The organism is Janthinobacterium sp. CG_23.3 (assembly GCF_046115965.1).
In the GTDB taxonomy this organism is placed as follows: Bacteria; Pseudomonadota; Gammaproteobacteria; order Burkholderiales; family Burkholderiaceae_D; genus Janthinobacterium.
This window is the reverse complement of sequence record NZ_JBJXIB010000006.1, coordinates 34,229-60,015: the sequence shown is the minus strand read 5'-3', so window position 1 is coordinate 60,015 and position 25,787 is coordinate 34,229. Positions and strand designations below refer to the sequence as shown.

General features: G+C 62.5%; 21 protein-coding genes and 2 tRNA genes. 19 read left to right on the top strand and 4 right to left on the bottom strand.

Going from position 1 to position 25,787, the window contains the following annotated elements; translation table 11 throughout:
- The first annotated feature begins 7 nt into the window (after positions 1–7).
- The 17 genes from ACFDR9_RS03565 (at position 8) to ACFDR9_RS03485 (ending at position 21,660) form a co-directional block, all read left to right on the top strand.
- Positions 8–1,708, top strand: a complete 1,701-nt coding sequence (locus ACFDR9_RS03565) for an ABC transporter ATP-binding protein (protein ID WP_327076194.1) — start codon at positions 8–10, stop codon at positions 1,706–1,708.
- 94 nt (positions 1,709–1,802) lie between these two features.
- Entirely contained in the window at positions 1,803–2,747 is a 945-nt protein-coding gene (locus ACFDR9_RS03560) for a VTT domain-containing protein (RefSeq protein ID WP_327076193.1), read from the top strand.
- Positions 2,748–3,155: 408 nt separating this feature from the next.
- Complete coding sequence (locus ACFDR9_RS03555; protein ID WP_026133331.1) at positions 3,156–4,181, top strand: glucokinase; 1,026 nt, start codon at positions 3,156–3,158, stop codon at positions 4,179–4,181.
- A gap of 371 nt (positions 4,182–4,552) precedes the next feature.
- The gene (gene scpB / locus ACFDR9_RS03550) at positions 4,553–5,503 is read left to right on the top strand and encodes an SMC-Scp complex subunit ScpB (RefSeq protein ID WP_409030098.1); all 951 of its coding nucleotides are present in this window, start codon (positions 4,553–4,555) and stop codon (positions 5,501–5,503) included.
- Complete coding sequence (rluB, locus tag ACFDR9_RS03545) at positions 5,496–7,649, top strand: 23S rRNA pseudouridine(2605) synthase RluB (protein ID WP_409030097.1); 2,154 nt, start codon at positions 5,496–5,498, stop codon at positions 7,647–7,649. The genes scpB and rluB overlap by 8 nt, the downstream gene beginning before the upstream one ends.
- 269 nt (positions 7,650–7,918) lie before the next feature.
- Positions 7,919–8,407 (top strand): ribosome maturation factor RimP, encoded by a 489-nt coding sequence (gene rimP / locus ACFDR9_RS03540; protein ID WP_017878642.1) that lies wholly within the window; start codon positions 7,919–7,921, stop codon positions 8,405–8,407.
- Positions 8,404–9,969 (top strand): transcription termination factor NusA, encoded by a 1,566-nt coding sequence (gene nusA, locus ACFDR9_RS03535; protein WP_026133333.1) that lies wholly within the window; start codon positions 8,404–8,406, stop codon positions 9,967–9,969. Before rimP ends, nusA begins: the two co-directional genes overlap by 4 nt.
- A gap of 46 nt (positions 9,970–10,015) precedes the next feature.
- The gene (gene infB, locus ACFDR9_RS03530; RefSeq protein ID WP_409030096.1) at positions 10,016–12,868 is read left to right on the top strand and encodes a translation initiation factor IF-2; all 2,853 of its coding nucleotides are present in this window, start codon (positions 10,016–10,018) and stop codon (positions 12,866–12,868) included.
- Between the two features lie 115 nt (positions 12,869–12,983).
- On the top strand, positions 12,984–13,430 hold the full coding sequence (gene rbfA, locus ACFDR9_RS03525) for a 30S ribosome-binding factor RbfA (RefSeq protein WP_017878645.1): 447 nt from the start codon (positions 12,984–12,986) through the stop codon (positions 13,428–13,430).
- 12 nt (positions 13,431–13,442) lie between these two features.
- Entirely contained in the window at positions 13,443–14,378 is a 936-nt protein-coding gene (gene truB / locus ACFDR9_RS03520) for a tRNA pseudouridine(55) synthase TruB (RefSeq protein WP_017878646.1), read from the top strand.
- Between the two features lie 264 nt (positions 14,379–14,642).
- Complete coding sequence (typA, locus tag ACFDR9_RS03515) at positions 14,643–16,475, top strand: translational GTPase TypA (RefSeq protein ID WP_026133335.1); 1,833 nt, start codon at positions 14,643–14,645, stop codon at positions 16,473–16,475.
- Between the two features lie 125 nt (positions 16,476–16,600).
- A complete protein-coding gene (gene dusA / locus ACFDR9_RS03510; RefSeq protein ID WP_269746258.1) occupies positions 16,601–17,605 on the top strand; it encodes a tRNA dihydrouridine(20/20a) synthase DusA in 1,005 nt (334 codons plus the stop codon).
- Positions 17,606–18,102: 497 nt separating this feature from the next.
- Positions 18,103–19,827, top strand: a complete 1,725-nt coding sequence (locus tag ACFDR9_RS03505; RefSeq protein ID WP_409030105.1) for a methyl-accepting chemotaxis protein — start codon at positions 18,103–18,105, stop codon at positions 19,825–19,827.
- A 72-nt stretch (positions 19,828–19,899) separates the two neighbouring features.
- A complete protein-coding gene (locus tag ACFDR9_RS03500; protein ID WP_409030095.1) occupies positions 19,900–20,235 on the top strand; it encodes an energy transducer TonB in 336 nt (111 codons plus the stop codon).
- 165 nt (positions 20,236–20,400) lie between these two features.
- Positions 20,401–20,979: a hypothetical protein gene (locus ACFDR9_RS03495; RefSeq protein ID WP_157406817.1), complete on the top strand. Its 579-nt coding sequence runs from the start codon at positions 20,401–20,403 to the stop codon at positions 20,977–20,979.
- 70 nt (positions 20,980–21,049) lie between these two features.
- On the top strand, positions 21,050–21,226 hold the full coding sequence (locus tag ACFDR9_RS03490) for a hypothetical protein (protein ID WP_409030094.1): 177 nt from the start codon (positions 21,050–21,052) through the stop codon (positions 21,224–21,226).
- Positions 21,227–21,318: 92 nt separating this feature from the next.
- Positions 21,319–21,660, top strand: coding sequence for a hypothetical protein (locus ACFDR9_RS03485; protein ID WP_409030093.1), 342 nt, complete (start codon positions 21,319–21,321; stop codon positions 21,658–21,660).
- 360 nt (positions 21,661–22,020) lie between these two features.
- Here the strand turns inward: ACFDR9_RS03485 and ACFDR9_RS03480 are convergent, their stop codons facing one another.
- The gene (locus ACFDR9_RS03480) at positions 22,021–22,470 is read right to left on the bottom strand and encodes a hypothetical protein (protein WP_409030092.1); all 450 of its coding nucleotides are present in this window, start codon (positions 22,468–22,470) and stop codon (positions 22,021–22,023) included.
- Positions 22,471–23,170: 700 nt separating this feature from the next.
- On the opposite strand from ACFDR9_RS03480, the gene ACFDR9_RS03475 reads away from it, so the two are divergent.
- Together ACFDR9_RS03475 and ACFDR9_RS03470 are read left to right on the top strand one after the other, a co-directional pair.
- Complete coding sequence (locus tag ACFDR9_RS03475) at positions 23,171–23,482, top strand: hypothetical protein (RefSeq protein WP_409030091.1); 312 nt, start codon at positions 23,171–23,173, stop codon at positions 23,480–23,482.
- A gap of 10 nt (positions 23,483–23,492) precedes the next feature.
- Positions 23,493–24,245: a substrate-binding periplasmic protein gene (locus tag ACFDR9_RS03470; RefSeq protein ID WP_409030090.1), complete on the top strand. Its 753-nt coding sequence runs from the start codon at positions 23,493–23,495 to the stop codon at positions 24,243–24,245.
- Between the two features lie 240 nt (positions 24,246–24,485).
- Here the strand turns inward: ACFDR9_RS03470 and ACFDR9_RS03465 are convergent.
- The 3 genes from ACFDR9_RS03465 to murI form a co-directional block, all read right to left on the bottom strand.
- Positions 24,486–24,561 (bottom strand) — tRNA-His (locus ACFDR9_RS03465).
- Positions 24,562–24,700: 139 nt separating this feature from the next.
- Positions 24,701–24,776 (bottom strand) — tRNA-His (locus tag ACFDR9_RS03460).
- A 91-nt stretch (positions 24,777–24,867) separates the two neighbouring features.
- Positions 24,868–25,725 carry a glutamate racemase gene (gene murI, locus ACFDR9_RS03455; RefSeq protein ID WP_409030089.1) on the bottom strand — a complete coding sequence of 286 codons (858 nt, stop codon included), beginning with the start codon at positions 25,723–25,725 and terminating at the stop codon, positions 24,868–24,870.
- Between the last annotated feature and the right edge of the window lie 62 nt (positions 25,726–25,787).

Genomic DNA, 25,787 nt, shown 5'->3' with positions numbered 1-25,787 from the left:
GACAGCCATGAGCCAAGACAAGCATAACGATTTGCTGCAGGTGCGCGATTTGCGCGTGACCTTCCGCATCGACAAGAAAAACACCTTCGAAGCCGTCAAGGCGATCTCCTTCGACGTGCCGCGCAACGCCACGGTGGCGCTGGTGGGCGAGTCCGGCAGCGGCAAATCAGTCAGCTCGCTGGCCGTAATGGGCCTGCTGCCGGAGGACACCACCATCATCGACCCGGCCAGCCGCATCCTGTTCGGCGGCAGGGACTTGCTGAAGATGGGCAAGGCGGCGCGGCGCGACATCTGCGGCAAGGACATCGCGATGATCTTCCAGGAGCCGATGTCGTCGCTCAACCCGGTCTTCACGGTCGGCTTCCAGATCGCCGAGGTGCTGCGCCAGCACATGGGCATGGACGCCAAGCAGGCGCGCGCGCGCACGCTGGCGTTGCTCGACGAGGTGGGCATTCCCGACCCGGCCACCAAGATCGACGCCTACCCGAGCATGCTGTCGGGCGGCCAGCAGCAGCGCGTGATGATCGCCATGGCCATCGCCTGCGAGCCGAAACTGCTGATCGCCGACGAGCCCACCACCGCGCTCGACGTGACGATCCAGAAGCAGATCATGGAACTGATCGCCAAGCTGCAAAAGAAACACCAGATGTCGGTGCTGTTCATCACCCACGACCTGGGCCTGGTGGGCGAGATCGCCGACCACGTCATCGTCATGCGCCACGGCGACGTGCGCGAGACCGGCGCCACCGGCGCCGTGTTCAGCGACCCGCGGGACGCCTATACCAAGGCGTTGCTGCACTGCCGGCCGTCGCTGGAGCAGCGGCCGTGGCGCCTGCCGGTGATCGACGACTACATCAGCGGCGCGGCCGCGCCCGGCGTCGAGGTCAAGCAGCGCAGCCGCGGCTACGTCGACGGCGAGGACAACGTGCTGGTGGTGAAAAACCTCAGCAAGAGTTTTTACCTGCGCGAAGGGCTGTTCGGCAAGCGCGAGTTCCAGGCCGTCAAGGACGTCTCGTTCAACCTGCCCCGCGGCAAAACCCTGGGCGTGGTCGGCGAGTCCGGCTCGGGCAAGACCACGGTCGGCCTGACTTTGCTGCGCCTGCACCAGGCCACCGGTGGCACCGCGCTGTTCGAGGGCAAGGACCTGATCGCCATGCCGGCCAAGGAATACCTGCCGTACAAGCGGCGCATCCAGATCATTTTCCAGAACCCGTACGCCTCGCTGAACCCGCGCTTCACGGTCGGGCAGATCCTGCTGGAGCCGATGCGCATCCACAAGATCGGCGCCACGGACAAGGAACGCACCGAGAAAGCCTATTGGCTGCTGGAAAAGGTCGGCTTGCCGGCGCAAGCCTTCCAGCGCTACCCGCACGAGTTTTCCGGCGGCCAGCGGCAGCGCATCGCCATTGCGCGCTGCCTGACGATGCAGCCGGAAATCCTGGTGTGCGACGAATCGGTGTCGGCGCTGGACGTGTCGGTGCAGGCGCAGGTGCTGAACCTGCTGCAAGACTTGCAGGACGAATTCGGCATGAGTTACATCTTCATCTCGCACGACCTGTCGGTGGTGAAATACATGGCCGACCAGGTGATGGTGATGCACAAGGGGCAAGTGGTGGAAATGGCCAATTCGGACGAGTTGTACCGCAACCCGGTGCACCCGTACACAAAGACCCTGCTCAGCGCCATTCCGCGCGGCGTGCCGGCGTAATTAGCACCAAGGGCGTCACCCCGGGCTGCCGGCCATATCAAAGGGAGTGGCCGGCAGCCTCGGCTTCGACATATTTTTCGGCTATCATGACGCTATGTCGACCTTAATCTCCCTGTTGCAAGAATACGGTTTGTTCATCGTGTTCGCCGTGGTGCTGGTCCAGCAATTCGGCTTGCCCATTCCAGCCTTTCCCATCCTGATCGTCTCCGGCGCGCTGGTCGTCGACGGCGACGGCAGTTGGCCGGCGGTGCTCGCCCTGAGCGTCGCGGCGTGCCTGATCAGCGACTATTTCTGGTTCCGCGCCGGACGCCATTACGGCAAGCGCATCCTCAAGCTACTGTGCCGCATATCCCTGTCGCCCGACTATTGCGTCAGCCAGACCGAGGACAGTTTCGGCCGCTGGGGTCCGAAGGGCTTGATCGTGGCCAAGTTCGTCCCCGGCTTTAGCACGATCGCGCCGCCGCTGGCCGGCGCGATGGGCACCGGCGACGCCACTTTCCTCGGCTTCAGCGTGCTGGGCGCGCTGCTGTGGAGCGGCACCGGCATTGCCCTCGGCGCGTATTTCCACACCAGCGTCGACGAGGTGCTTGAAACGCTCGGCACCATGGGCACGACCGCGCTGATCGTGCTGGTCTGCCTGCTGGCGCTGTTCGTCTGCTTTAAGTATGTCGAGCGCAAGCGTTTCCAGCGCAAGATGCAAGGCGAGCGCGTCAGCGTCGACGCATTGCGCAAACTGGTCGACGACGGCCTCGAGCCGGTGCTGGTGGACGCCCGCAGCGCCACGGCGCAAACGCTGGACCCGGCCGCGCCCGGCGCGCTGTTGTTCAGTGGCGGCGAGCCGAGCAAGGCGATCGGCGCGCTGTCGAAGGATCGCCACATCGTCGTGTATTGCAGTTGCCCCAACGACGTGACGGCCGCCCATGTCGCCCAGCAATTGCACGCCCATGGTTACCACCGCGCCAAACCGCTGCAGGGCGGGCTGGACGCGTGGAACGCGGCGTTCCGGCCGCAGGGCGCCGCGGTCAACGCGGCGGCTTGAGGCAACCGGGGCCAGACCCGGCTGCCGCGTAGGTCGGATTAGCGTCGCGTAATCCGACGCCGAGCCGCTGCCGACGCCAGCCGGCTTACGCCCAGTCGGGCTAACCCGACCTACTAAAATCGCGCCAGCGGCATCCTTGGCGGCGCCCGGCGCGCGCCACCTCGTTCGCTATCCCGCTAAGCTCATTTGAAACCAAGCGCAAAGGCCGGGGTCAGACCCCTAGGGTCTGGCCCCAGCCTTCGGCGTCGCTGAATATTTAGTTTTTGGTAGTTTTACTACTGACATATCAACGTAGTTTTGTCGTGTTTTTGGCGGCTACGGCCATGATATGTACTAAAACTACAAAGATAGCTTGCGTCGTTACCAAGAAATCCATTAAGCTTGGCTTCCCACTTCTTAATTGACATCATGAGCGCTCAGTCCAACTCCGCCTTGCATACTTCGCCTTCCACCTTCATCGATGGTCCGCGCCTGTTGGCGGATGTTGGCGGCACCAATGCCCGTTTCGCGCTGGAGACGGCGCCGGGCGACATCGGTTTGGTGGTCGTACTGCCGTGCGCCAACTACGCGAGCCTGACGGACGCGCTCAAGGCATATTTGGCGTCGCCGGAGGTGGCCGCCGCCGGTGGCGCCGCGGTGCGCAACGCGGCGGTGGCCATCGCCAATCCGGTCGACGGCGACTTTTTGCAGATGACCAACCACCACTGGTCGTTCTCGATCGAGGCGATGCGCCTGGAGTGCGGTTTCGACAACTTCGTCGTGGTCAACGATTTCACCGCGCTGGCGCGCTCGCTGCCGCATTTGTCGGCCGCCGACAAGCGCCAGGTCGGTTCCGGCGAGGCGCGCGCCGACGCCGCGCTGGGCCTGATCGGCCCCGGCACAGGCCTGGGCGTGTCCGGCCTGATCCCGTCGCACGGTTACTGGAGCGCGCTGCAAAGCGAGGGCGGCCATGTCAGCTTTTCGCCGGTTAACCAGACCGAGATCGCCATTTTGCAATTCGCCTGGCGCGAGTTCGAGCACGTCTCGGCCGAACGCCTGATGTCCGGCGTCGGCCTGGAGTTGATCTACCGGGCGCTGGCCGACCGCGCCGGCGTCGCCGCCGAGGCGATCGGCGCGGCCGAGATCACCCGGCGCGCGTTGGCCGGCGAGTCGGCGCTGTGCGACGACGTCATCGAGGCGTTCTGCGGCATGCTCGGCACCGTCTGCGGCAACATCGCCGTGACCTTGGGCGCGCACGGCGGTATCTATATAGGCGGCGGCATCGTGCCGCGGCTGGGCGAGCGCTTCGACCGCTCCAGCTTCCGCGCCCGTTTCCAGCAAAAAGGCCGCTTCGTGAAATATCTTTCGCAGGTACCAACCTTTGTTATCACCGCGCAATACCCCGCCTTCCTTGGGACATCGGCTATCTTGTCGGAAAAACTGGCCGGCGGCTGAGGTCGTCCCCGGCAAGCGTTTACCCGTTTTTGCGCTTTCTCCGCTTTTATCAGGTACAATTGGCGTCGTTGGATGAAATTGCGTCTCTCGTTCGCACTTGCCTGAACATCGCGGAGCGAGATCGCGTTCCACTTTGAAATCAACGGCCCAGCACTGATTCAATAGAATCCGGGCCGTAGTTGGCAGGGTACTACTCTCCTTCTGTAACAGTCCCGCTCTGCGCGCATCGGCCAGGGCGTCGGAAAACAGCTTCAACGAGCAATCCAGCAAGGCGGCGTCCTCCGATGCCAGTGTCCTGTTTTCGTTGAGATGATTTGTTTTGATTTCTTTCTTTGCATACGATTTGCAATACACATCCGCACAGAGTTGCTATGAATACAATTGAGGCGAAAAAAGTCCTCGAAACCGCTTTGCTGTGCGCGCGCGAGTCCTTGTCGATCCACAGCCTGAAAAAGCTGTTTGTCGACGCCGATGACAGTGGTCGTGCGCGCGGCGTGGGGGTGGGCGCCGACACCATCAAGCAGTTGCTGGAGGAGTTGCGCCGCGATTGGGCCGGCAAGGGTATCGAAGTGGTGAGCCTGGCCTCGGGCTGGCGTTTTCAAAGCCGCCCGGAAATGAAGATGTATCTGGACCGCATGACGCCGGAGCGTCCGCCGAAGTATTCCCGGGCGACGCTGGAGACGCTGGCCATCATTGCCTATCGCCAGCCGGTGACGCGCGGCGACATCGAGGAGATTCGCGGCGTCGCCGTCAATTCGCAGACGATCAAGATGCTGGAAGACCGCGGCTGGGTCGATGCCATCGGTTACCGCGACGTGGTGGGGCGGCCGGCCTTGCTGGCCACCACCAAGCAGTTTTTGGAAGACCTGGGTTTGAATTCGCTGTCCCAGTTGCCGCCGTTGCAGCACATCAGCGAGATGGGCGGCAGCGGGCTGGAGATGGAGGCCCTGGAGGCCGCCCTGCAAGAGAATTTTGATAAGGCGGCGACCAACGACGCTGTCAAAGTCGATAAGACTGCGACGCACGACGTCGCGGTGTTTGAAAAGGCGACGCCGCGCGAGGTTCCAATGAGCGACGCCGACGCTATCGCCGCTGCAATACGCGACGCTGCAATACACGACGCCGCGGTACGCGACGCCGCAATGAAAGACGCTGTAATACAAGGTGGTGCAGGTAGCAATACGGCTGTGACAGATGTGACAGCAAGCCCTGATGCCGGCCCCGATGCTTCAGCTGATGAAGCCTTCACTCACGACCCTGCGCCAGAATTAACGGTTGACGCTGCGCCAGGTCAGCACAACCAAGAAACTAATAATGACTAATCCGAACACTCCCGAGACAGTTACCAACGCCGTGATGGGTGCCGCCGATGGCGCCGCAGACGTTGTTGCCAAGCCGAAGCGACGCACCAAGGCGCAGATCGAAGCCGACGCCGCCGCCGCGGCCCTGGCCGGCGACGCGCCCGCCAAACCGAAGCGCCGCGCCAAAGCCGACGCCGGCGTGGTGGAAGCGGCCAGCGCCGACGCGGGCGCCGCCGACGCCGTCGCGCCTGTGAAAAAACCGCGCGCCAAGCCGGCCGCCAAGGCCGCCCAGCCCGACGCCGAAACCGCCGGCGCACCCGCCGCGCCGGCCCCGCGTCCGCGCCCGGCCCGCGAAGCCAAGAAAATCGAAGTCGCCGCCGAAGCCGCCGAAGCGGCTGTCGCCGACGCCGCGCCGCGCCAGGAGCGCCAGGAGCGCGCCCCGCGCGGCCCGCGCCAGATGCGCGCCGAGCAAGCCGACCGCGCGCCGCGCATCAATCTGCCGCGCAACGCCCAGCCGCTCGACGCGGCGCAACCGGCGCCGCTGCTGGAAACGCTCGACGCCGAAGGCAATGTCGTCGCCCCGACCCGCCAGGAGCGCGCGGCGCGCAACGACGTGCGCGGCGCCGGCAAGAACGCCGGCAAAGGCAAGGGCAACAAGGGCAAGGGCCGCGACGCCGGCCAGGCCAAGCCTAGCGACGCCGACGACGTGTTTTCCTTCGTCACCTCGGACGCCTTCGACAGCGACGAGCCGGCCAAGGGCCGCCAGCCGCAAAAAGCGCTGGTGCGCCGCGACCTGACCTCGGACGACGACGCGCCGAAGCTGCACAAGGTGCTGGCCGAGGCCGGTCTCGGTTCGCGCCGCGACATGGAAGACTTGATCATGTCGGGCCGCGTGTCGGTCAACGGCGAGCCGGCCCATATCGGCCAGCGCATCCTGCCCACCGACCACGTGCGCATCAACGGTAAATTGATCCAGCGCCGCGTCAGCAAGAAGCCGCCACGCGTGCTGGTGTACCACAAGCCGGCCGGCGAAATCGTCAGCCACGACGATCCGGACGGCCGTCCGTCGGTGTTCGACCGCCTGCCGACCATGAAGGCCGGCAAGTGGCTGGCCGTCGGCCGCCTCGATTTCAACACCGAGGGCCTGCTGCTGTTTACCACCTCGGGTGACCTGGCCAACCGTCTGATGCACCCGCGCTACGGCATCGACCGCGAATACGCGGTGCGCACGCTGGGCGAGCTGGAAGAGGGCATGCGCCAGAAGCTGCTGGCCGGCGTCGAGCTGGAAGACGGTCCGGCGAACTTCTCGAAGATCGCCGACGGCGGCGGCGAAGGCATCAACAAGTGGTATCGCGTCATCATCGGCGAAGGCCGTAACCGCGAAGTGCGGCGCATGTTCGAAGCGATCGGCCTGACCGTGTCGCGCCTGATCCGTACCCGTTACGGCGCGATGACCTTGCCTAGCAACTTGAAACGCGGCCGTTGGGAAGAAATGGAAGAAAACACGGTGCGCGATCTGCTCACCGCCTACGGTATCGAGAAAAAGATGCCGGCATCGGGCGATCCACGCGCCGCCGCCGCCGCCAAGGGGCGCCCGGCGCGCGAATCGGACGAGCCGAACGGCAACCGCATCGACGCCAGCAACCGCAACGCCGATCCCTACCCGTCGACCGGGCGTGGCGTCGGCCGCGGCCAGCCGCAGGGCCAGTTCCAGGGTTCCGGCCGTCCGGGCGGCCAGGGTCGTCCGGGCGGCCAGGGTGGCATGGGCGCCGGCATGGGCCGTCCGGGTGGCGAAAGCCGCGGTCCGGGCCGCGGCCAGTCGTCGGGCCAGTTCGCCGGCCAGCCGCGTTCCTCGGCGGCCGCGTTTGAAGGCCAGGGCCAGGCTCGTGCGCAGGGCCAGGGCCGTCCGCAAGGGCAGGGTCGTCCAGGCGGCGAGGGTCGTCCAAGCGAAGGCCGCGCCGGCGAAGGCCGCGCCGGCGAAGGCCGCGCGCCACAGCGCACCCGCCAGCCTGATCCGCTGCAAACGACGTTTGGTTTCGCCAACACCGGTCCGCGCCGCGGCGGCGCCGGCGCCGGCCAGGCCCGTTCCGGCCAGCCCCGCGGCGGCATGGATCACAATCGCGGCGGCATGGACCAGGGCATGAAACGCGGTTCGCGCAAGCCGTAAAGGCAGCGCCGGCGCGGCTCGCGGCCGCGCGGTTGACATCTTCGTCGGTGTTGTATGAATGCCCTGGACGGAGTGCGCGGGATTGCTTCGCGCTCCAGAAGGGGTTATAATCTGCAGCCTAATAAAAGTTCTCCGCAAAGTAGCGTGGCGGAGAGTGCTTTCATCTGGTTGGGGAAATACAAGAAGGTGGGCAGATGCCCATTTTTTTTTTGTTGAACCGTTTGTGATGGTCTGTTTGATAAGATAACGGCTATGATCTGGAGAATGACTTGCAGCGTTTGGGATTAATAGAAACGACAGTTACAGGACTGGGCTACGAGCTGGTTGATGTCGAACGAGCCGAGCGCGGCGTGCTGCGCGTGTTTATCGATTTCACCGCCGCCGACGCGGCCGAAAAAGGCCCGATCACGGTCGAGGATTGCGCCACGGTCAGTCACCAGTTGTCGCATGTGCTGACGGTTGAAAACGTGCCGTACGAGCGCCTTGAAATTTCTTCCCCGGGCTTAGACCGCCCGGTGCGCAAGCTGGAAGATTTCGTGCGCTTCGCCGGTTACGAAATCATCGTCAAGCTGACGGTTGCCATGCCGGGTACGAACAACCGGAAGTCGTTCCAGGGGATCTTGCAAGAACCCGTGGGCGATAAATTGTCGTTAGAATTTGAAGGTAAGGATGGTCCGGCGATGTTGGAGTTTACGCTCGCCGATGTGGATAAGGCACGTTTGGTGCCGCAGGTGGATTTTAGGAGTCGCAAAGCATGAGTCGCGAAGTTTTATTATTGGTTGACGCGCTGGCGCGTGAAAAAAATGTCGACAAGGATGTCGTATTCGGAGCGCTGGAATTCGCGCTGGCGCAAGCCACGAAAAAACGCTACGAGGGCGAGGTCGACATTCGCGTCTCGATCGATCGCGACTCGGGTGTGTTTGAATCGTTCCGTCGCTGGCACGTCGTGCCCGACGAGGCCGGCCTGCAACTGCCGGACCAGGAGATCCTCCATTTCGAAGCCAAGGAACAAATTCCCGACATCGAAGTAGACGACCATATTGAAGAACCGATCGAGTCCGTCGAATTCGGCCGCCGCTTCGCCCAGGACACCAAACAGGTGGTCTTGCAGCGCGTGCGTGACGCCGAGCGCGAACAGATCCTGGTCGACTTCCTCGAACGCGGCGACGCGCTCGTGACCGGCACCATCAAGCGCATGGAACGCGGCGACGCGATCGTCGAGTCGGGCAAGATCGAAGCGCGCCTGCCGCGCGACCAGATGATTCCGAAAGAGAATCTGCGTATCGGTGACCGCGTTCGCGCCTTCATCCTGCGCATCGACCGCAATATGCGCGGGCCGCAGGTGATTCTGTCGCGCACCGCGCCGGACTTCATCATGAAGCTGTTCGAACTGGAAGTGCCGGAAATCGAGCAGGGCATGCTGGAGATTAAATCCGCCGCCCGCGACGCCGGCGTGCGCGCCAAGATCGCCGTCTACACGGCCGACAAGCGCATCGATCCCATCGGCACCTGCGTCGGCATGCGCGGTTCCCGCGTCCAGGCCGTCACCGGCGAGCTGGGCGGCGAACGTGTCGATATCGTGTTGTGGTCGGAAGATCCGGCCCAGTTCGTCATCGGCGCGCTGGCCCCGGCCAACGTGTCCTCGATCATGGTCGATGAAGAAAAACACGCGATGGACGTGGTCGTCGACGAGGAAAACCTGGCGATCGCGATCGGCCGCTCCGGCCAGAACGTGCGCCTGGCCGCCGAACTGACCGGTTGGAAGATCAACATCATGACGGCCGAGGAATCGGCCGACAAGTCGGCCCAGGAAACGGCTGCCGTGCGCATCCTGTTCATGGAAAAGCTCGATGTTGACCAGGAAGTGGCCGACATTCTGGTGGAGGAAGGTTTCGCCAGTCTGGAAGAAATCGCCTACGTGCCAATTTCCGAAATGCTGGAAATCGAATCGTTTGACGAAGATACCGTCAATGAATTGCGGACCCGGGCGCGCGATGCGCTGGTGACCGAGGCGATTGCCTCGGAAGAAGGTCTGGAAGGCATGGACGAGGCGTTGGTTGGTCTGGAAAGCATGGACCGCATCACCGCCGGCAAGCTGGGTCTGGCTGGTATCAAGACCGTTGAAGCATTTGCAGCACTGGCATACGACGAGTTCGGCGCAATCCTGGCCTTGTCCGCGGACCGTGCGCGTGAACTGATTACAAGTGAATTTAAAGATGTGACCGACGATGAGATGAAGTTGGTTGACTCGAAATACGACGATCGTGCCAAGGCCCTCCAGGCCAAGGCATGGAGTCTGGCCGAATCCGCAAAGGCTTAATTTGAGTATCTTTATCATCTCCGCGACACATAGAAAAGAGGACTGAATGGCGAGTAACAACGTAGCCCAATTTGCCACCGAACTGAAGATGCCTGCAGATTTGCTGCTGACGCAGCTGCGTTCTGCCGGCGTCGAGAAAAGTTCGACGTCAGATCCATTGTCGAAAGATGATAAGGACAAGCTTTTGGATCACCTGCGCCGCACGCACGGCGCAGTGGCAGACACTGAGAAAAAGAAAATCACGCTGACGCGCAAGGAAACCACCGAGATCAAGCAAGCCGACTCCACGGGCAAGTCGCGCACGATCCAGGTAGCCGTCAAGAAGGTACGCACCTTCGTGCAACGCGACGACGTGCCGGCACCGGTGGTCGAGGCTGCCGCCCCGGCCGCGCCGGTGATCGACGCCGCCGAAGTGGCGCGCCGCGAAGACGAGGCGCGCCGCCAGGTCGAGCTGATCGCGCGTCAGGAAGCTGACCTGCGCGAGAAGCAAGAGCGCCTGGCCAAGCTCGACGCCGAGAAGGAAGCGCAAGCGAAAGCCACGCAAGCGGCCGAGCTGAGCGCCAAGCGCGAAGCCGACGCCGAAGCGAAGAAAGCCGCCGCCAAGGCAGCGACCGCGGTCGCCGCCGGCGCGCCTGCCGTCGCCGACGACGCCGTCGCCGAAGAGAAGAAAAAAGCCGCCGCCGACGAAGCGAAGAAAAAAGCCGCCGTCGCCGCGAAAGAAGCCGCCGACAAGGCCGAAGCGACCGACCGCGCCCGCAAGGCCGTGGCGGACGAAGTCGCCCAGATCAAAGCGATGATGAACGCGCCGCGCCGCGCCATCAAGGCGCCGGAGCCGGTGCCCGTGGTGGCCGCCGTCAAGCCGAAACCGCCTGAAGGCACGCTGCACAAACCAGCCGACAAGAAACCGGGCGACAAGCCTGGCGACAAGAAGCCGGTTGTCGCGGACAAGAAGTCGATCAAATCGGCGAACGTGTCCTCGACCTGGTCGGACGACGCGAAAAAACGCGGCACCACCGGTGGTCCCAAACCGCGCGGCAACAGCGGCCCGTCCGGCCGCGACGGCTGGCGTGGCGGTGCCAAGGGCCGTCGCCCTTCGCACCACGACGACCGCGAAACGAATTTCCAGGCGCCTACCGAAGCCGTCATCAAGGACGTCCACGTGCCGGAGACGATTACCGTCGCCGAACTGGCCCACAAGATGTCGGTCAAGGCTTCCGAAGTCATCAAGCATTTGATGAAGCTCGGCCAGATGTGCACCATCAACCAGGTGCTGGACCAGGAAACCGCCATGATTTTGGTGGAAGAAATGGGCCACAAGGCGTTTGCCGCCGAGCAAGACGATCCTGAAGCGCTGCTGGCCGATATCGGCGAGCACGCCCACTTCGAACTGAAGCCGCGCGCGCCGGTCGTCACCGTCATGGGTCACGTCGACCATGGTAAGACCTCGCTGCTCGATTACATCCGTCGCGCCAAGGTCGCCTCCGGCGAAGCGGGCGGGATTACCCAGCACATTGGTGCGTACCACGTTGAAACGCCGCGCGGCACGATCACCTTCCTGGATACCCCTGGCCATGAAGCCTTTACGGCGATGCGTGCCCGTGGCGCGAAGGCAACCGACATCGTGATTCTGGTGGTTGCCGCCGACGATGGCGTGATGCCGCAAACCAAGGAGGCGATCGCCCACGCGAAAGCCGCCGGCGTGCCGCTGGTCGTGGCGATCAACAAGATCGACAAGCCCGGTTCGAACCTGGACCGCGTCAAGCAGGAACTGGTTGCCGAACAAGTGGTGCCGGAAGAATACGGCGGCGAATCGCCGTTCTGCCTGGTGTCGGCGAAAACCGGCGCCGGTATCGACGAGCTGCTCGAGCAAGTGCTGTTGCAAGCGGAGGTGCTGGAATTGACGGCGCCAATCGACGCGCCGGCCCGTGGCCTGGTGGTCGAAGCCCGCCTCGACAAGGGCAAGGGCCCGGTTGCGACGATCCTGGTGCAGTCCGGTACCCTGAAGCGCGGCGACGTCGTGCTGGCGGGTTCCTCGTATGGCCGCGTGCGCGCCATGCTGGACGAAAACGGCAAGAGCATCGCCGAAGCCGGTCCGTCGATTCCGGTCGAGATCCAGGGCCTGACCGAAGTACCGGTCGCCGGTGAAGAAGTGGTTGTGATGGCTGACGAGCGCAAAGCGCGCGAAATCGGTTTGTTCCGTCAAGGTAAGTTCCGCGACGTCAAACTGGCCAAGCAGCAAGCGTCGAAGCTGGAAAACATGTTCGACCAGATGGCCGAGGGCGAAGTCAAAAACCTGCCGTTGATCATCAAGACCGACGTGCAGGGTTCGCAAGAGGCGCTGGTGCAATCGCTGCAAAAACTGTCGACCTCGGAAGTCCGGGTTCAGGTGGTGCACGCGGCGGTCGGCGGTATCACGGAATCGGACGTCAACTTGGCGGTTGCCTCGAAAGCGGTCATCATTGGCTTCAACGCCCGTGCCGACGCGCAAGCGCGCAAACTGGCCGAGTCGAACGGCGTCGACATCCGCTACTACAACATCATCTACGACGCGATCGACGAAATTCGTTCCGCCTTGTCGGGTATGTTGTCGCCGGAGAAGCGCGAAAGCGTCATCGGCCAAGTCGAGATCCGCCAAGTTATCCTGGTCTCGAAAGTGGGCGCGATTGCCGGTTGCCTGGTCACCGACGGCGTGGTCAAGCGCGGTTCCTCGGTACGTTTGTTGCGCAACAACATCGTCACCTGGACCGGCGAGATCGACTCGCTGAAACGTTTCAAGGACGACGCGAAAGAAGTGCGTTCGGGCTTCGAGTGCGGTTTGTCGCTCAAAGGCTACAACGACATCGAAATCGGCGACGTTCTGGAAGTGTTCGAAGTGCAGGAAATCGCCCGCACACTGTAATAGCACGCTTGGTGCGGGCCTATTCTGGCCCGCGCAAACACGTAGGGCGCACGAGCTTGGCGGCAACCCGCCACAGCGACTGCGCCCTGCGGCACTTTAGAAAGCAGTCATTATCATGGCCAAACATAGCAAAACCATGCCAGCCCGCGGCTTGCGCGTGGCCGACCAGATCCAGCGCGACCTGGCCGAAATCCTCGCCTACGACTTGAAAGACCCGCGCGTCGGCATGATCACCGTCACCGAAGTGCAGATCACGCCCGACTACGCGCACGCGAAAGTGTTTTTCACGATGCTCAAGGACGGCAAGGAAGACATCAAGAACACCGTTGAAGGCCTGGCCGCCGCCGCCGGCTACGTCCGTGGCCAGTTGGGCAAGCGCCTGCACATCCACACGCTGCCGGCCTTGCATTTCGTGTACGACTCGTCGACCTCGCGCGGCATGGAAATGTCGCTGCTGATCGACAAGGCCAACTCGGTGCGCGCGGCCGACGCCGAGCCGGATGTAAAGCCTGAGCTTAAGCCGGAAGCGGCCGACGGCGCCAAGGCGGCGGACGCAGAGTAAGCGCCGGGCGCCATGAAAGCTACTTCCCCTAAAAAGATCCGCGACCTGGTCGACGGCGTGCTGCTGCTCGACAAGCCGGTCGGCTTTTCCAGCAACGACGCGCTGATCAAGGCCAAGCGCGTGCTCAACGCCAAGAAGGCCGGCCACACCGGCACGCTCGACCCGTTCGCCACGGGTTTGCTGCCGTTGTGCTTCGGCGAGGCGACCAAGTTCTCGCAAGACTTGCTGGAAGCGGACAAGACCTACGAAACCCTGGTGCACCTGGGACAGAACACCGACACCGGCGACACCGAGGGCGACGTCATCGAAGAACGTCCGGTCGACGTCACGCGCGAGCAGATCGAAGCCGTGCTGGCACGTTTCCGCGGGCCGATATGGCAGACGCCGCCGATGTACTCGGCCTTGAAGCGCGACGGCAAGCCGCTGTACGAATACGCGCGCGCCGGCATCACGCTGGAGCGCGAGGCGCGCCCGGTGACGATCCACAAGCTCGAATTGCTCGACTACCAGGCGCCGTTCCTGAAATTGTCGGTGACCTGCAGCAAAGGCACCTACATCCGCGTGCTGGGCGAAGACATCGGCAACGCGCTCGGCTGCGGCGCCCATCTGAACGCGCTGCGCCGCACGCAAGTCGGCGCGCTGACGATGGACAACATCATCACGCTGGACGCGCTGATCGCCCACGCCGCGCCGTTGGGCCTGCTCGCGCCGGTCGACGCGCTGCTGTCGTCGTTCCCGGCCGTCATGTTGACGGCGGAGCTGGCCGCGCGCTTCCTGCAAGGCCAGCGCCTGGCGCTGGGCAAAGAGGAAGCGGTGAGCGTACCGGCTGAACTGGGCCGCGTGCGCGTCTACGAGCGGGGTGACGCGCCGCGCCTGCTTGGCACCGGCAACATGCAGGAATACGCGATATTGGCGCCCGAGCGCCTGATCGCCACCGCCCACCAGTAAAGTATTTCGTAGGTCGGCTTACGCCGTTCCGGCTAAGCCGACCTACGGAAGCTTGCCTTGGCGGCATTGGGTTTCCGAAGCCGCGTAAGGCAAGGGCATCACGCCGCGCCGCGCTTTTTTGTACCTATTTGCACGCGATTCTTGAAAGTTGAAAGGGCGTTGCGGCACATCATGCTATACTACGCGGTTCCGGAATTAGGCAAGCAGCTCGCTCTACGTACACACCCGTACACACCCCGCAGTTTTTCAGCAAACACTACGACCATGTCAAATACAAAACGCGCAATTCGTAACATCGCCATCATCGCCCACGTTGACCACGGCAAAACTACTCTCGTCGACAAGCTGCTGCGTCAGTCCGGAACTTTCCGCGACAACCAGCAGGTTGACGCACGTGTCATGGATTCGAACGACCTCGAAAAAGAACGCGGCATTACGATTTTGTCGAAGAACTGCGCGGTTGAGTATCAAGGCACCCACATCAACATCGTCGACACCCCGGGCCATGCCGACTTCGGCGGCGAAGTCGAACGCGTGCTGTCGATGGTTGACTCGGTTCTGTTGCTGGTCGATGCCCAAGAAGGCCCGATGCCGCAAACCCGTTTCGTCACGCGCAAAGCGCTGGCGTTGGGTCTGAAGCCTATCGTCGTCATCAATAAAATCGACCGTCCAGGCGCGCGTCCGGAGTGGGCCATCAACGCCACGTTCGAACTGTTCGACAAACTGGGCGCGACCGAAGAGCAGCTGGACTTCCCAGTGGTGTTCGCTTCGGCCCTGAACGGCTACGCCAGCCTGGATTCGGAAGTGCGCGAAGGCGACATGACGCCGCTGTTCGAAGCCATCCTGAAGCACGTTCCAGCCCGCGAAGACGACCAAGACGGTCCTCTGCAATTCCAGATCACTTCGCTGGACTATTCGTCCTACGTCGGCAAAATCGGTATTGGCCGCATCACCCGCGGCCGCGTTCGCGCGCTGCAAGACGTGATCGTCATGAACGGTCCGGATTCGACCCCGATCAAGGCACGCATCAACCAGGTTCTGAACTTCAAGGGCCTGGACCGCGTGATCGTTGACGAAGCCGTCGCCGGCGACATCGTGCTGATCAACGGTATCGAAGAAATCGGTATCGGTTCGACCATCTGCGCACCTGAAAAACCAGACGCGCTGGAAATGCTGACCGTCGACGAGCCGACGCTGACGATGAACTTCATGGTCAACAACTCGCCACTGGCCGGCCGCGAAGGCAAGTTCGTTACTAGCCGTCAATTGCGCGACCGTCTGGACCGCGAATTGAAAGCCAACGTCGCCTTGCGCGTCGCGCCAACCGACGACGACACGATTTTCGAAGTGTCCGGCCGCGGCGAATTGCATCTGACGATTCTGATCGAAAACATGCGTCGCGAAGGTTTCGAGATGGCCGTATCGCGTCCGCGCGTTGTGTACAAAATGGTCGACGGCGTGCGCCACGAGCCGTTCGAACTGCTGTCGGTTGACGTCGAAGAAGCCAACCAGGGCGGCGTCATGGAAGAACTGGGTCGTCGTCGCGGCGATCTGCAGAACATGGAATCGGATGCCAAAGGCCGCGTTCGCCTGGAATACCGTATCCCTGCGCGTGGCCTGATCGGCTTCCAGGGCGAATTCATGACCCTGACCCGCGGTACCGGCTTGATGAGCCACATTTTCGACGAGTACGCACCGGTCGACAATAACAAGGGCGAAATGGCCGGCCGTCGCAACGGCGTGCTGATCTCCCAAGACGACGGCGCCGCCGTTGCCTACGCCATCTGGAAACTGCAAGACCGCGGCCGTATGTTCGTGGTCCACAACGACCCAGTCTACGAAGGCATGATCATCGGTATCCACTCGCGCGACAACGATCTGGTCGTCAACCCGATCAAGGGCAAGCAATTGACCAACGTGCGTTCGTCCGGTACCGACGAAGCGGTGCGCCTGGTGCCACCGGTTCAAATGTCGCTGGAATACGCGGTTGAATTCATCGCCGACGATGAGCTGGTTGAAATCACGCCGAAGAGCATCCGTCTGCGTAAGCGTTTCTTGAAAGAGAACGAGCGCAAGCGTAGCTCGCGCGAAGGCTAATCGCCTTTGTCTGCCGTCCCGGGGCTTGCCCCGGGAATTCCAGCCCGCTGTTCCCGCATTGCCTCAACGGCCTTGCGGGGCAGCGGGTTTGACGTTGTACCACCCTTTTTTGTAGTGAGTGTATTGTGACCTCCCGTATCCTGCCTTCCCGCCGCATCTCCGTCGCTCCGATGATGGACTGGAGCGACCGCCATTGCCGCCTGTTCCACCGCCAGATTACGCGCCACACCTGGTTGTACACCGAGATGGTGACCACCGGCGCGCTGGTGCACGGCGACGTGGCGCGCCATTTGCAGTTCAACGACGAGGAGCATCCGGTCGCGCTGCAACTGGGCGGCAGCGATCCGGCCGACCTGGCCACCAGCGCCAAGCTGGGCCAGCAGTGGGGTTACGACGAGATCAACCTGAATTGCGGTTGCCCGTCGGAGCGGGTGCAGAAGGGCGCGTTCGGCGCCTGCCTGATGGCCGAGCCGCAACTGGTGGCGGACTGCGTGAAGGCGATGCGCGACGCCGTGAGCATCGACGTCACCGTCAAGCACCGCGTCGGTATCGACCAGTTCGAGTCCTATGATTTCGTGCGCGACTTCGTCGGCACGGTGGCCGCAGCCGGTTGCACGACGTTTATCGTGCACGCCCGCAACGCCATCCTGAAGGGCTTGACGCCGAAGGAAAACCGCGAGATTCCGCCGTTGAAGTACGACTTCGCCTACCAGTTGAAGCGCGATTTCCCGGACCTCGAATTCATCATCAACGGCGCCATCAAAACCACCGAGGAAATCGATTTACACTTGCAGCACGTCGACGGCGTGATGCTGGGACGCGAGGCGTATCACAATCCGTATTCGATGGCGCAGTTCGACCAACGCTACTACGGCGACGAGAGGCCGACCAAGACGCGCGAGGAAGTGCTGGCGGCGATGATTCCGTACATCCAGGCGCAGTTGGCCAAGGAGGACAGCCGCGGCTTGAGGCTCAACAGCATTACGCGCCACATGCTGGGCTTGATGCAGGGCTTGGCCGGCGCGCGCGCTTACCGGCAAACTATGTCGGACTCAAAAAAGCTCGCCAGCGGCGACGCCAATCTGTTGCTGGAGGCGGCCGCCCGCGTCACGCACAACGACACAATCTAGGAAATATCACGGCGCGGCCCGGCTCCCGGGACTGCGCAGCCCGCGCGCGTTCGCGCGGCGGCGCCACCGAGCTTGGCTTTGCGCCGGCTACCGCGTTTCCGGCCTTTCCGCGGCACATAAATTCCCTGTATTTCCGCCTTTTCCCGTGCAAGCATCGGTGGAGGTTCAGTTTCTCCGCAGAAAGTATGTATGCGTTTTTCCAATGTTTTTGTGCTTGCCATCAGGAAAAATTTGCATCTATAATTCAATAACGACAAACATTATTTGCAATGTTTTCATTTAATGCAGCGCTATTTCAGCGCGGTTTTTATGCGGATGTTGCGCCTATTTTGCATGTCCCAAGTACCCCAGGCTGCGTCTGGCCGGCTGCCCTTGCGTCGCACCATGCGCCAAGCGGATTGCCGGCAAGACGTGGCCTTCGTCTTGTATCGCAGCCGTACGTCGGGCAAATTCTATCCACGTGTCACTTACGAAGAGTCGAAATGAATTTAGCAAAAATGAAGGTTGGCACCCGCCTGGGTCTGGGGTTCGCACTGGTGTTGGTGCTGTTGATCGCGGTGACGGGCGTCGGCATCAACCGTATGTCGCAGATCCAGGACCGGCTCGACCACGTGGTCGGCGTGAACAACGTCGTCACGCGGCTGGTCATCGACATGCGCACCAATGTCAGCGACCGCATCACCTCGCTGCGCATTTTGACGCTGATGACGGACGCCGGCGACATGGAACCGGAAATGGCGCGCATCAAGGGCCAGAGCGCCAAATACGACGAAGCCGAGCAGCAGTTGCAGGCGCAGTTCGCGCTGCACGCGTCGGCCGAGGAAAAGGCCTTGCTGGCGGCGATCAAGGAGCACGCGGCCGTGGCGATGCCGGCCATCGCCAAGGCCTCGCAGTTGTGGCTGGCCAACCAGGCCGAAGACGCGACCAAGGTCATGATCAAGGAAATCCGTCCGCCGCAAAAGAAATGGATGGAGGCGCTGGAACAGTTGGCCGCGCTGGAAGACAAGTTGAACGAGCAGGTGCTGGCCGACGCCCGCGGCGCCTTCGACAACGCGCGCACCTTCATGATTATGCTGGGCGTGCTGGCGGTGGCGCTGGGCATCGCGGCGGCGCTGGTGATTACCCGCGGCCTGCTCAAACAGTTGGGCGGCGAACCCGATTACACGGCGTCGATCGCCGGCAGTATCGCCAACGGCGATTTGTCGGTGTCGATCGACACGCGCGCCGCCGACAATACCAGCCTGTTGGCGGAAATGAAGGAAATGCGCAACAGCCTGGTGGGCATCGTCGGCCAGGTGCGTGCCGGTACGGAAACCATCGGTACGGCGTCGCGTGAAATCGCGGCCGGCAATATCGATTTGTCGTCGCGCACCGAAATGCAGGCCAGCTCGCTGGAGAAAACCGCCCTGGCGATGGAGGAGCTGACCTCGACCGTGAAGCAAAACGCCGACAACGCCCGCGAAGCCAATCTGTTGGCGGCCACCGCCTCCGACGTGGCGCTGAAGGGCGGTTCGGTGGTGTCGCAGGTGGTCGACACGATGAGTTCGATCAACGATTCGGCCAAAAAAATTGTCGACATCATCGGCGTCATCGACGGCATCGCCTTCCAGACGAATATTCTGGCGCTGAACGCCGCCGTCGAAGCGGCCCGGGCCGGCGAGCAGGGCCGCGGCTTCGCCGTGGTGGCGTCGGAAGTGCGCAGCCTGGCGCAGCGCAGCGCCGGTGCAGCCAAGGAAATCAAGATTTTAATCGACGACTCGGCCGAGAAGGTCGAGCGCGGCACCCGGCTGGTTGGCCAGGCCGGCGTGACCATGGGCGAGGTGGTGGCCAGCGTCAGGCGCGTCACCGACATCATGGGCGAGATCGCCAACGCCAGCGAGGAGCAGAGCGCCGGCATCGAGCAGGTCAATCAGTCGATCATCGACATGGACAGCATGACGCAGCAAAACGCGGCATTGGTGGAACAGGCCGCCGCCGCGCAAAGCTTGCAGGACCAGGCCTGCGAACTGGCAAACGTAGTCAGCATCTTCAAGCTGGCCGAGGGCGAGGAGGCGGTGCGCGCCGCGTTGCCGGCGCTGGCGCCGCGCGCGCCGGTGAAGCCGCTGGCGTTGCGCGCGGTGGCCCGGCCGGCCGGCCGCCAACCGCTGGCGGTGGCGGCGCCGTCAACCCGGCCGAAGAGGGCGGCTTCCGGCGCCGGCAGCGACGACTGGGAACAATGCTAAGCACCGGCAGCAAAGCGCGTGCATGAGCAGTAAGAGTTCGCTTTAATTAAATACTTGAGGAAACAAATGTCTATGAATACATCCAGTGTAATGGCCGCCTTGCTCGTGTCCTTGTCTTGCACCGCGTCGGCCGCCGACACATCCGCAAGTTTCGACTCGAAAAATTGCAAGGCCGACTATCCGAAGGCGTCGCTGATGAACGAGGAGCAGGGCACGGTATCGATGATGTTCCTGGTCGCCGCCGACGGCAGCGTGGTCGAGTCGAAGCTGGAGAAAACCAGCGGCTTCAAGAATTTGGACAAGGCCGCGCTCAAAGCCCTCAGCGCCTGCAAGTTCAAGCCCGGCAGCAAGGACGGCAAGGCCGACCAGAGCTGGACCAAGGTGGACTACGCCTGGAAGCTGGACTGATTTCCCGGGCGCCGACGTGCTTGCTTTGCTTTGATCGTTCCCGGCGCCTTATTTCCTGCTCGCCTCCATGGCGCGCTTCCCCGCGCGCCACTATCTGTTACCCTATCTTCCCATATCTATCCCGCCGGCACGATGCGCCCGGCGCCACGTTTGAAATGGGTCGCCATGATGAATAGAACCGTTACCCTGGCCGCGTCCGCGCTTGCGGCATGCACGCTGTCGGCCTGCGCTGTGTTACCCAGCGAGCACGATCCCGCCAAGGACCAGCAATACGTCTCGATGGTGAATAGCTTGAGCTGGATCAATCCAATGACCGGCAAGCGCGACGGCCTGCGCTCCAGCTGGCCCTTGAAGGCGCATAAGGGCGAGGTTGAAATCTTCCCGCTGGCCCAGATCAAACATTGCGAGGCGGCCGGGGCGCCCTGTGCCTGGGGCGTGATGGTGGCGCAGCGTAAGCTGAACCGTTTCACCTATGCGCCCGGCGGCGTGACGCTGGAACTGGGCTTGGCGCTGGACGTCGACCGGCGCCAGGAGATTCACCGTGGCACGTTTAACGCGGCGATGGCGATTCCGTCCGATATCGCCGCCTTGCGCTGGAAGAAGGACGAGCAACGTACGCTGAACTTGCAGTACGGCCGGGTGGAGCGCATTGAGTTCGACTACGGCGTGCGCTTCGAAGTGTGCGCGCTGCGCTACGACGCAAGCGGTCGTGCGCTCGACATCTGCGAAATCCCTTATATTTAACTCTTGTAAGAGGGCGCGCCGCAAGGCGATGATGGCGGCGCATGGGATATCCTTCGTAGATGGGGGTCATATGAACAAGCAGAAATCGAACGGCGGCCAGAGCAAGCAATCGGCCGGCGAGGCGGCTAGTCGCGGGTCGGAGCAGGGCGCCAGTAGCGACAAGAGCGATAAACGCGGTAAGGAAGCGGCCAGCACGCCCAAGTCCGGCGGCAAGGGCGGCGGCGCCAAGCAAAAGCGCAAGCATTAAACTTGCGTAGAGTCGAATGTAAGCAACTGTAAATGTGCGGCGTCCGGCAAATTTTTCTTATAGTATTGCTTGTTAGGATAGGAGAATTTGCCATGAAAAGCCTGCTGGCCGCTGTGTCGCTCGTCGCTCTGGGTGGCTGCGTTGTGGCGCCGCCTGGTCCCGCTTATTACGGAAGCCGTTGGGCCGAGCCTTTCGATCCATACCAATGGCACACCGTGTCGGCCGTGTCGGTGTACGCGCCGCAGCGAAGCTACGGCAACGCACCCGTCTATGTGCAACAAACTGTGTATTTGCCGCAGCCACTGTATGCGCCACAGCCGTACTTTTACACGCCGCCGGTAAGCATCGGACTGGACTTCATGTTTGGATGGAGCGGTGGCCGGCATGGCGGCAGGCATCATGGTTGGGGCGGGCGCGGCTACGGCCACCGTTAAGGCCCGCGCCTTACTCTCGGGGTGCAAGCTCGGGGGCGGGTTATGCCAGTGGTTTTTCTAGTCTAGGCTCAGTGCGCGAAAAACACGACGGCTTCGTGCAGCAGCGGCGCCGAGCACAGAATATAGGTCGCAGCAGCCACCAAACCAAGCTGCAATGCGCCGAAAGCGACGGGAAAAAGGTGGGACATATCATGTTCCATAGAGTTTCTGGGAGTGCTTGAATGATATGAGATAGTAATGACTGTGTGAATCGGATGGACGTCCGCGACGGCGTAGGAGAAACGCCCGTCGAGTATATTTATGGCAAGATCATGCCCGGCCGGCAAGAGTATGCCGGCCCGGGTTTCAAACGGGCGCCGCCTATTTTTTCCACAACACGATGTTTTGTTCCGGCGCCGTGTCCGACAAGTCCGAGCGCGCCAGCCACATGCTTAGGCGTTCCGGATGCTTCAAGTTAATTCCCATGCCGTCGATGACGCCGACCTGTTCCAGCATCTTGGAATCGATCTTGGCGATCTTCGACACGGTTGGCGAACCCATCACCATGCGATCGTAGGCCTTGCGCGCCTTGTTTTCCCATTTGTGCAGGCTCGAATCGTCGAAGCGGTTGGCTTCGAAGTACACCGTCAGCGAGCCATCCAGATTGCCATAACCGACTACGCCGGCGCCCTTGCGGATGGTGGTGGTATTGTCCAGATCGAATTCGTCGGTCGGTACGAACACGCCGGCGCGGCCGTCGACGTCCGGACGGCCGATCGGCGTGTCCTTGCTATACGTGCTGAGTTCGAGTGCGCTTTTTTCTTCAGACATGGTATTTCGTGGCCGCGGTCGCAGCGAGACGGCAGGGTCGCTGCCAAGTCCAGCATTGCCGGCCCTCCTGTTGAGTGAGGTAGTGGGGGGAGGGCGTTATTGTCGCCCGGTAAGTCTGGTGCCGCGCGGCTGCATCGCAAAACGGCTACCCCATTGTAGTCCTAATCTAATTCTTTCGTGCAACATCGGTGGCATTTTTTTAATTTGCCTGCTGCCTCCCCTGTGGTAAATATTTAATGCAAGAATGTTGCATTAAAATCGGTCTGACAATATCATGCGGTTATTTTGCAACTCACTTGCATGAGTCGAGTAAGCCGGCTTGCCGCCGCTAATCCAGGAGAGCCACGATCCACATTGAACATTTGAGCAAGCGCTACGACGGCCGCGCCGTGGGCCGCCGCCCTGTTCGGGCTGGCGCTGTGGCTGCTCAGGCGCGTGCGCCAGGGCAACTGAGGGGGCGGGGTCGCAGCCAGCGCGCGCTCGGCGTCGGATTGCGCTCTGCTAATCCGGCGGGGTCGGCCCGCTGACCTTGCCAGCACCGCCGAGGCAAATGCGGCTTTCCGGCACAAGCCAAAAAGTTTCTGTATGCACATATCTGACGGATGTAGAATAGACAAGGTGCCTGGAGTCGCTTGCCGGACGGTGCAATTGGCGGATGCGGCTTGGCGCGCTTGCTCGACCCACTCGCAGGAGTATCGCCATGAATGTTCTTCGCTTTGCGCAGTACGCGGCATGCCTGTTTCTGGCGTCCCCGGCCTTGGCCCAGGCCGACGACAAAATCACCCTCAGTTTCAACGAACGCCCGCCCTACATTATTCCCGCCGCGGACGGCTCGGCCAGCGGTTTGACGGCCTCGCCGGCCGGCATCAACGCGAAGACCTTCCAGCAATTGCAAATGGCGGACATTCCGAACGGCGACTACCGCTACATCATGTGCAGCAAGCAGGTGTCCGACGAGGTCATCGGCAAGCTGAACAAGGCGATCGCCGCCAGGAAGCCCGCCGTCCAATAGCGCTGGCGCAATGAAGCCGACAAGCCAGATGGTTGCATCGCTGCGGCGCGCCGCCTGGCTGCCGCTGCTGTTGCTGTTGTGCGGCGGCGCCTGCCGCGCCGGCGACGCCGTCACGCTGTACTACAACGAGCGCCCGCCGTATATGGCCGGGGCGCCGGACGGCAGCGTCAACGGCCTCACCGCCAGCGTTGCCGAGCGCGCGTTCCGCGCCGCCGGCATCGACGTCAACTGGTTGAAGACGCCGATCAACCGGCAATTGGCGCTGCTCAAGGAGGGCGGCGCGCGCTGCGTGGTCGGCTGGTTCAAGAACAGCGAGCGCGAACGCTTCGCGCGTTTTTCCAAAGCGATTTACCGCGACCTGCCGACGGTGGCGTTGATGCGCAGCGCTTACCCGATCGGGCAAAAGCTGGCGCTGGAGAGCGCGCTGGCCACGCCGGGCCTGCGCGTGTTAGTCAAGGAAAACTATTCCTACGGCGGCTATATCGACGAGGCGCTGCTGAAAATCCATCCGGCGCTGGCCAAGACCAGCGCCGAGAGCGTCAACATGGTGGCGATGATCGAGGCCCAGCGCGCCGACCTGATGTTCGTGGCGGAGGAGGAGGCGCAGTACCTGATCGGCCAGAGCGGTCTGAGCCAGCAGGGCTTCAGCCTGCTGCGCTTCGCCGATCTGCCGAACGGCGAAACCCGCCACATCATGTGCAGCAAGGACGTGGCGGAACAGTGGATGCGCCGGCTGGACCGCGAGATCCGTTTCGAACCATGAAAAAGGGCACAGGCCGCGATGGCCGTTGAGTTGCGGTGTCGTCGGTCGGATGCGGGGGCCGCCGAGGCGAGCGTAATCCGACAATGTTGGCCGAAGCGAGGCGCGCTGCTTTGGGCCAACGTTGTCGGGTTACGCCCGTTGGGCTAACCCGACCTACGAAATCTGCATGGGAATGGGGGCGGGGACGAAAAAAAAGCCGCGTGGGCGGCTTGGATTTTTTCTTGCGCGTTGAACAGTAAATGGGGTGACTGATGGGGCTCGAACCCACGACAACAGGAATCACAATCCTGGACTCTACCAACTGAGCTACAGCCACCACTGAACGAACGCCTGTCTTGGTGCTTCTTAAACAGGTGTCGCATTATACAAACTTTTCCGCGATTTGCAACAGGCGCGGAGGGCGAAAAAAAAGCCGCGTAGGCGACTTGGTTTTCTCTTGCACGTTGAACAGTAAATGGGGTGACTGATGGGGCTCGAACCCACGACAACAGGAATCACAATCCTGGACTCTACCAACTGAGCTACAGCCACCACTGAACTAACGTTTGTCTAGATATTTCCTAGACAGGTGCCGAATTATACAAAGTTCTCCGCGAATGTGCAAACTTAAATGCGGCGCCTTTTAAAGGGGCTGCGGGGCGCCGGCCAGGCGCGCTTCTTCCACCTGCGGATGCAGGCCCAGCAGGGTGGCGAACTTCGCCGACAGGGCCGCGGCGTCGGCGCTGGTGTAGCCGCGTAATTGCGGCGCCTCGTCGCCGCCGCGCTGTAGCGCCGCCGCCGCCAGCAGCCGGGCCAGTTGCCGCGCCACCGCGTCGCCGGTGTCGACCAGCGCGACCGGCGCGCCGTGTTGCGCGATGATGCGCTCGACCTGCGGCAGCACGAATGGATAGTGGGTGCAGCCGAGCACCAGCGTGTCGACGCCCTGCGCCAGCAGCGGCGCGATGAAACCCTCCAGCAGGGCGACGGTGGCGGGCGTATCGAGTTCGCCTTTTTCCACCTGGTCGGCCAGGCCCGGGCAAGGCTGCAACAGGAATTCGACCTTGCTGGCGGCGCTGATCTGCTCGCGCAGCGCCAGGAATTTTTCGCCGGACAGCGTGAATACGGTCGCCAGCACGCCGACCTTGCCGTTGCGGGTCAGGGCGGCGCCCGGTTTCAGGCCGGGTTCGACGCCGACCAGCGGCAGCGCCGGGTAGCGCGCGCGCAGCGCCTTGATGGCGGCGACGGTGGCGGTGTTGCAGGCCACCACCAGCGCCTTGGCGCCGCGCTCGAGCAGGAAGGCGGCGATGGCCAGCGAGCGCTCGACGAGCACCTGCTCGGACTTGCCGCCGTACGGCGCGAAGCCGGTGTCGGCGAAATACATCAGGTGTTCTTGCGGCAGTTGCGCGCGGATATGGCGCAGTACCGACAGCCCGCCCGCGCCGGAGTCGAACACGCCGATGGGCGCGTCTGCGGGGGAGGTAAGGGGGGCAAGTGGGAGCATGTCTTTCTTCGCATTAAAACCAAGGGCGTAATTCCGGGGGCGGACGGGGACACCGCGTCCCC

Coding starts and splice junctions, on each gene's coding strand:
- ACFDR9_RS03490 (WP_409030094.1), top strand. CDS start 21,050: ATGAACAAGCAGAAATCGAACGGCGGCCAGAGCAAGCAATCGGCCGGC.
- ACFDR9_RS03475 (WP_409030091.1), top strand. CDS start 23,171: ATGAATGTTCTTCGCTTTGCGCAGTACGCGGCATGCCTGTTTCTGGCG.
- scpB (WP_409030098.1), top strand. CDS start 4,553: ATGAATACAATTGAGGCGAAAAAAGTCCTCGAAACCGCTTTGCTGTGC.
- ACFDR9_RS03495 (WP_157406817.1), top strand. CDS start 20,401: ATGATGAATAGAACCGTTACCCTGGCCGCGTCCGCGCTTGCGGCATGC.
- nusA (WP_026133333.1), top strand. CDS start 8,404: ATGAGTCGCGAAGTTTTATTATTGGTTGACGCGCTGGCGCGTGAAAAA.
- murI (WP_409030089.1), bottom strand. CDS start 25,725: ATGCTCCCACTTGCCCCCCTTACCTCCCCCGCAGACGCGCCCATCGGC.
- ACFDR9_RS03505 (WP_409030105.1), top strand. CDS start 18,103: ATGAAGGTTGGCACCCGCCTGGGTCTGGGGTTCGCACTGGTGTTGGTG.
- rluB (WP_409030097.1), top strand. CDS start 5,496: ATGACTAATCCGAACACTCCCGAGACAGTTACCAACGCCGTGATGGGT.
- ACFDR9_RS03470 (WP_409030090.1), top strand. CDS start 23,493: ATGAAGCCGACAAGCCAGATGGTTGCATCGCTGCGGCGCGCCGCCTGG.
- ACFDR9_RS03555 (WP_026133331.1), top strand. CDS start 3,156: ATGAGCGCTCAGTCCAACTCCGCCTTGCATACTTCGCCTTCCACCTTC.
- typA (WP_026133335.1), top strand. CDS start 14,643: ATGTCAAATACAAAACGCGCAATTCGTAACATCGCCATCATCGCCCAC.
- rbfA (WP_017878645.1), top strand. CDS start 12,984: ATGGCCAAACATAGCAAAACCATGCCAGCCCGCGGCTTGCGCGTGGCC.
- ACFDR9_RS03560 (WP_327076193.1), top strand. CDS start 1,803: ATGTCGACCTTAATCTCCCTGTTGCAAGAATACGGTTTGTTCATCGTG.
- infB (WP_409030096.1), top strand. CDS start 10,016: ATGGCGAGTAACAACGTAGCCCAATTTGCCACCGAACTGAAGATGCCT.
- ACFDR9_RS03565 (WP_327076194.1), top strand. CDS start 8: ATGAGCCAAGACAAGCATAACGATTTGCTGCAGGTGCGCGATTTGCGC.
- truB (WP_017878646.1), top strand. CDS start 13,443: ATGAAAGCTACTTCCCCTAAAAAGATCCGCGACCTGGTCGACGGCGTG.
- ACFDR9_RS03500 (WP_409030095.1), top strand. CDS start 19,900: ATGAATACATCCAGTGTAATGGCCGCCTTGCTCGTGTCCTTGTCTTGC.
- ACFDR9_RS03485 (WP_409030093.1), top strand. CDS start 21,319: ATGAAAAGCCTGCTGGCCGCTGTGTCGCTCGTCGCTCTGGGTGGCTGC.
- ACFDR9_RS03480 (WP_409030092.1), bottom strand. CDS start 22,470: ATGTCTGAAGAAAAAAGCGCACTCGAACTCAGCACGTATAGCAAGGAC.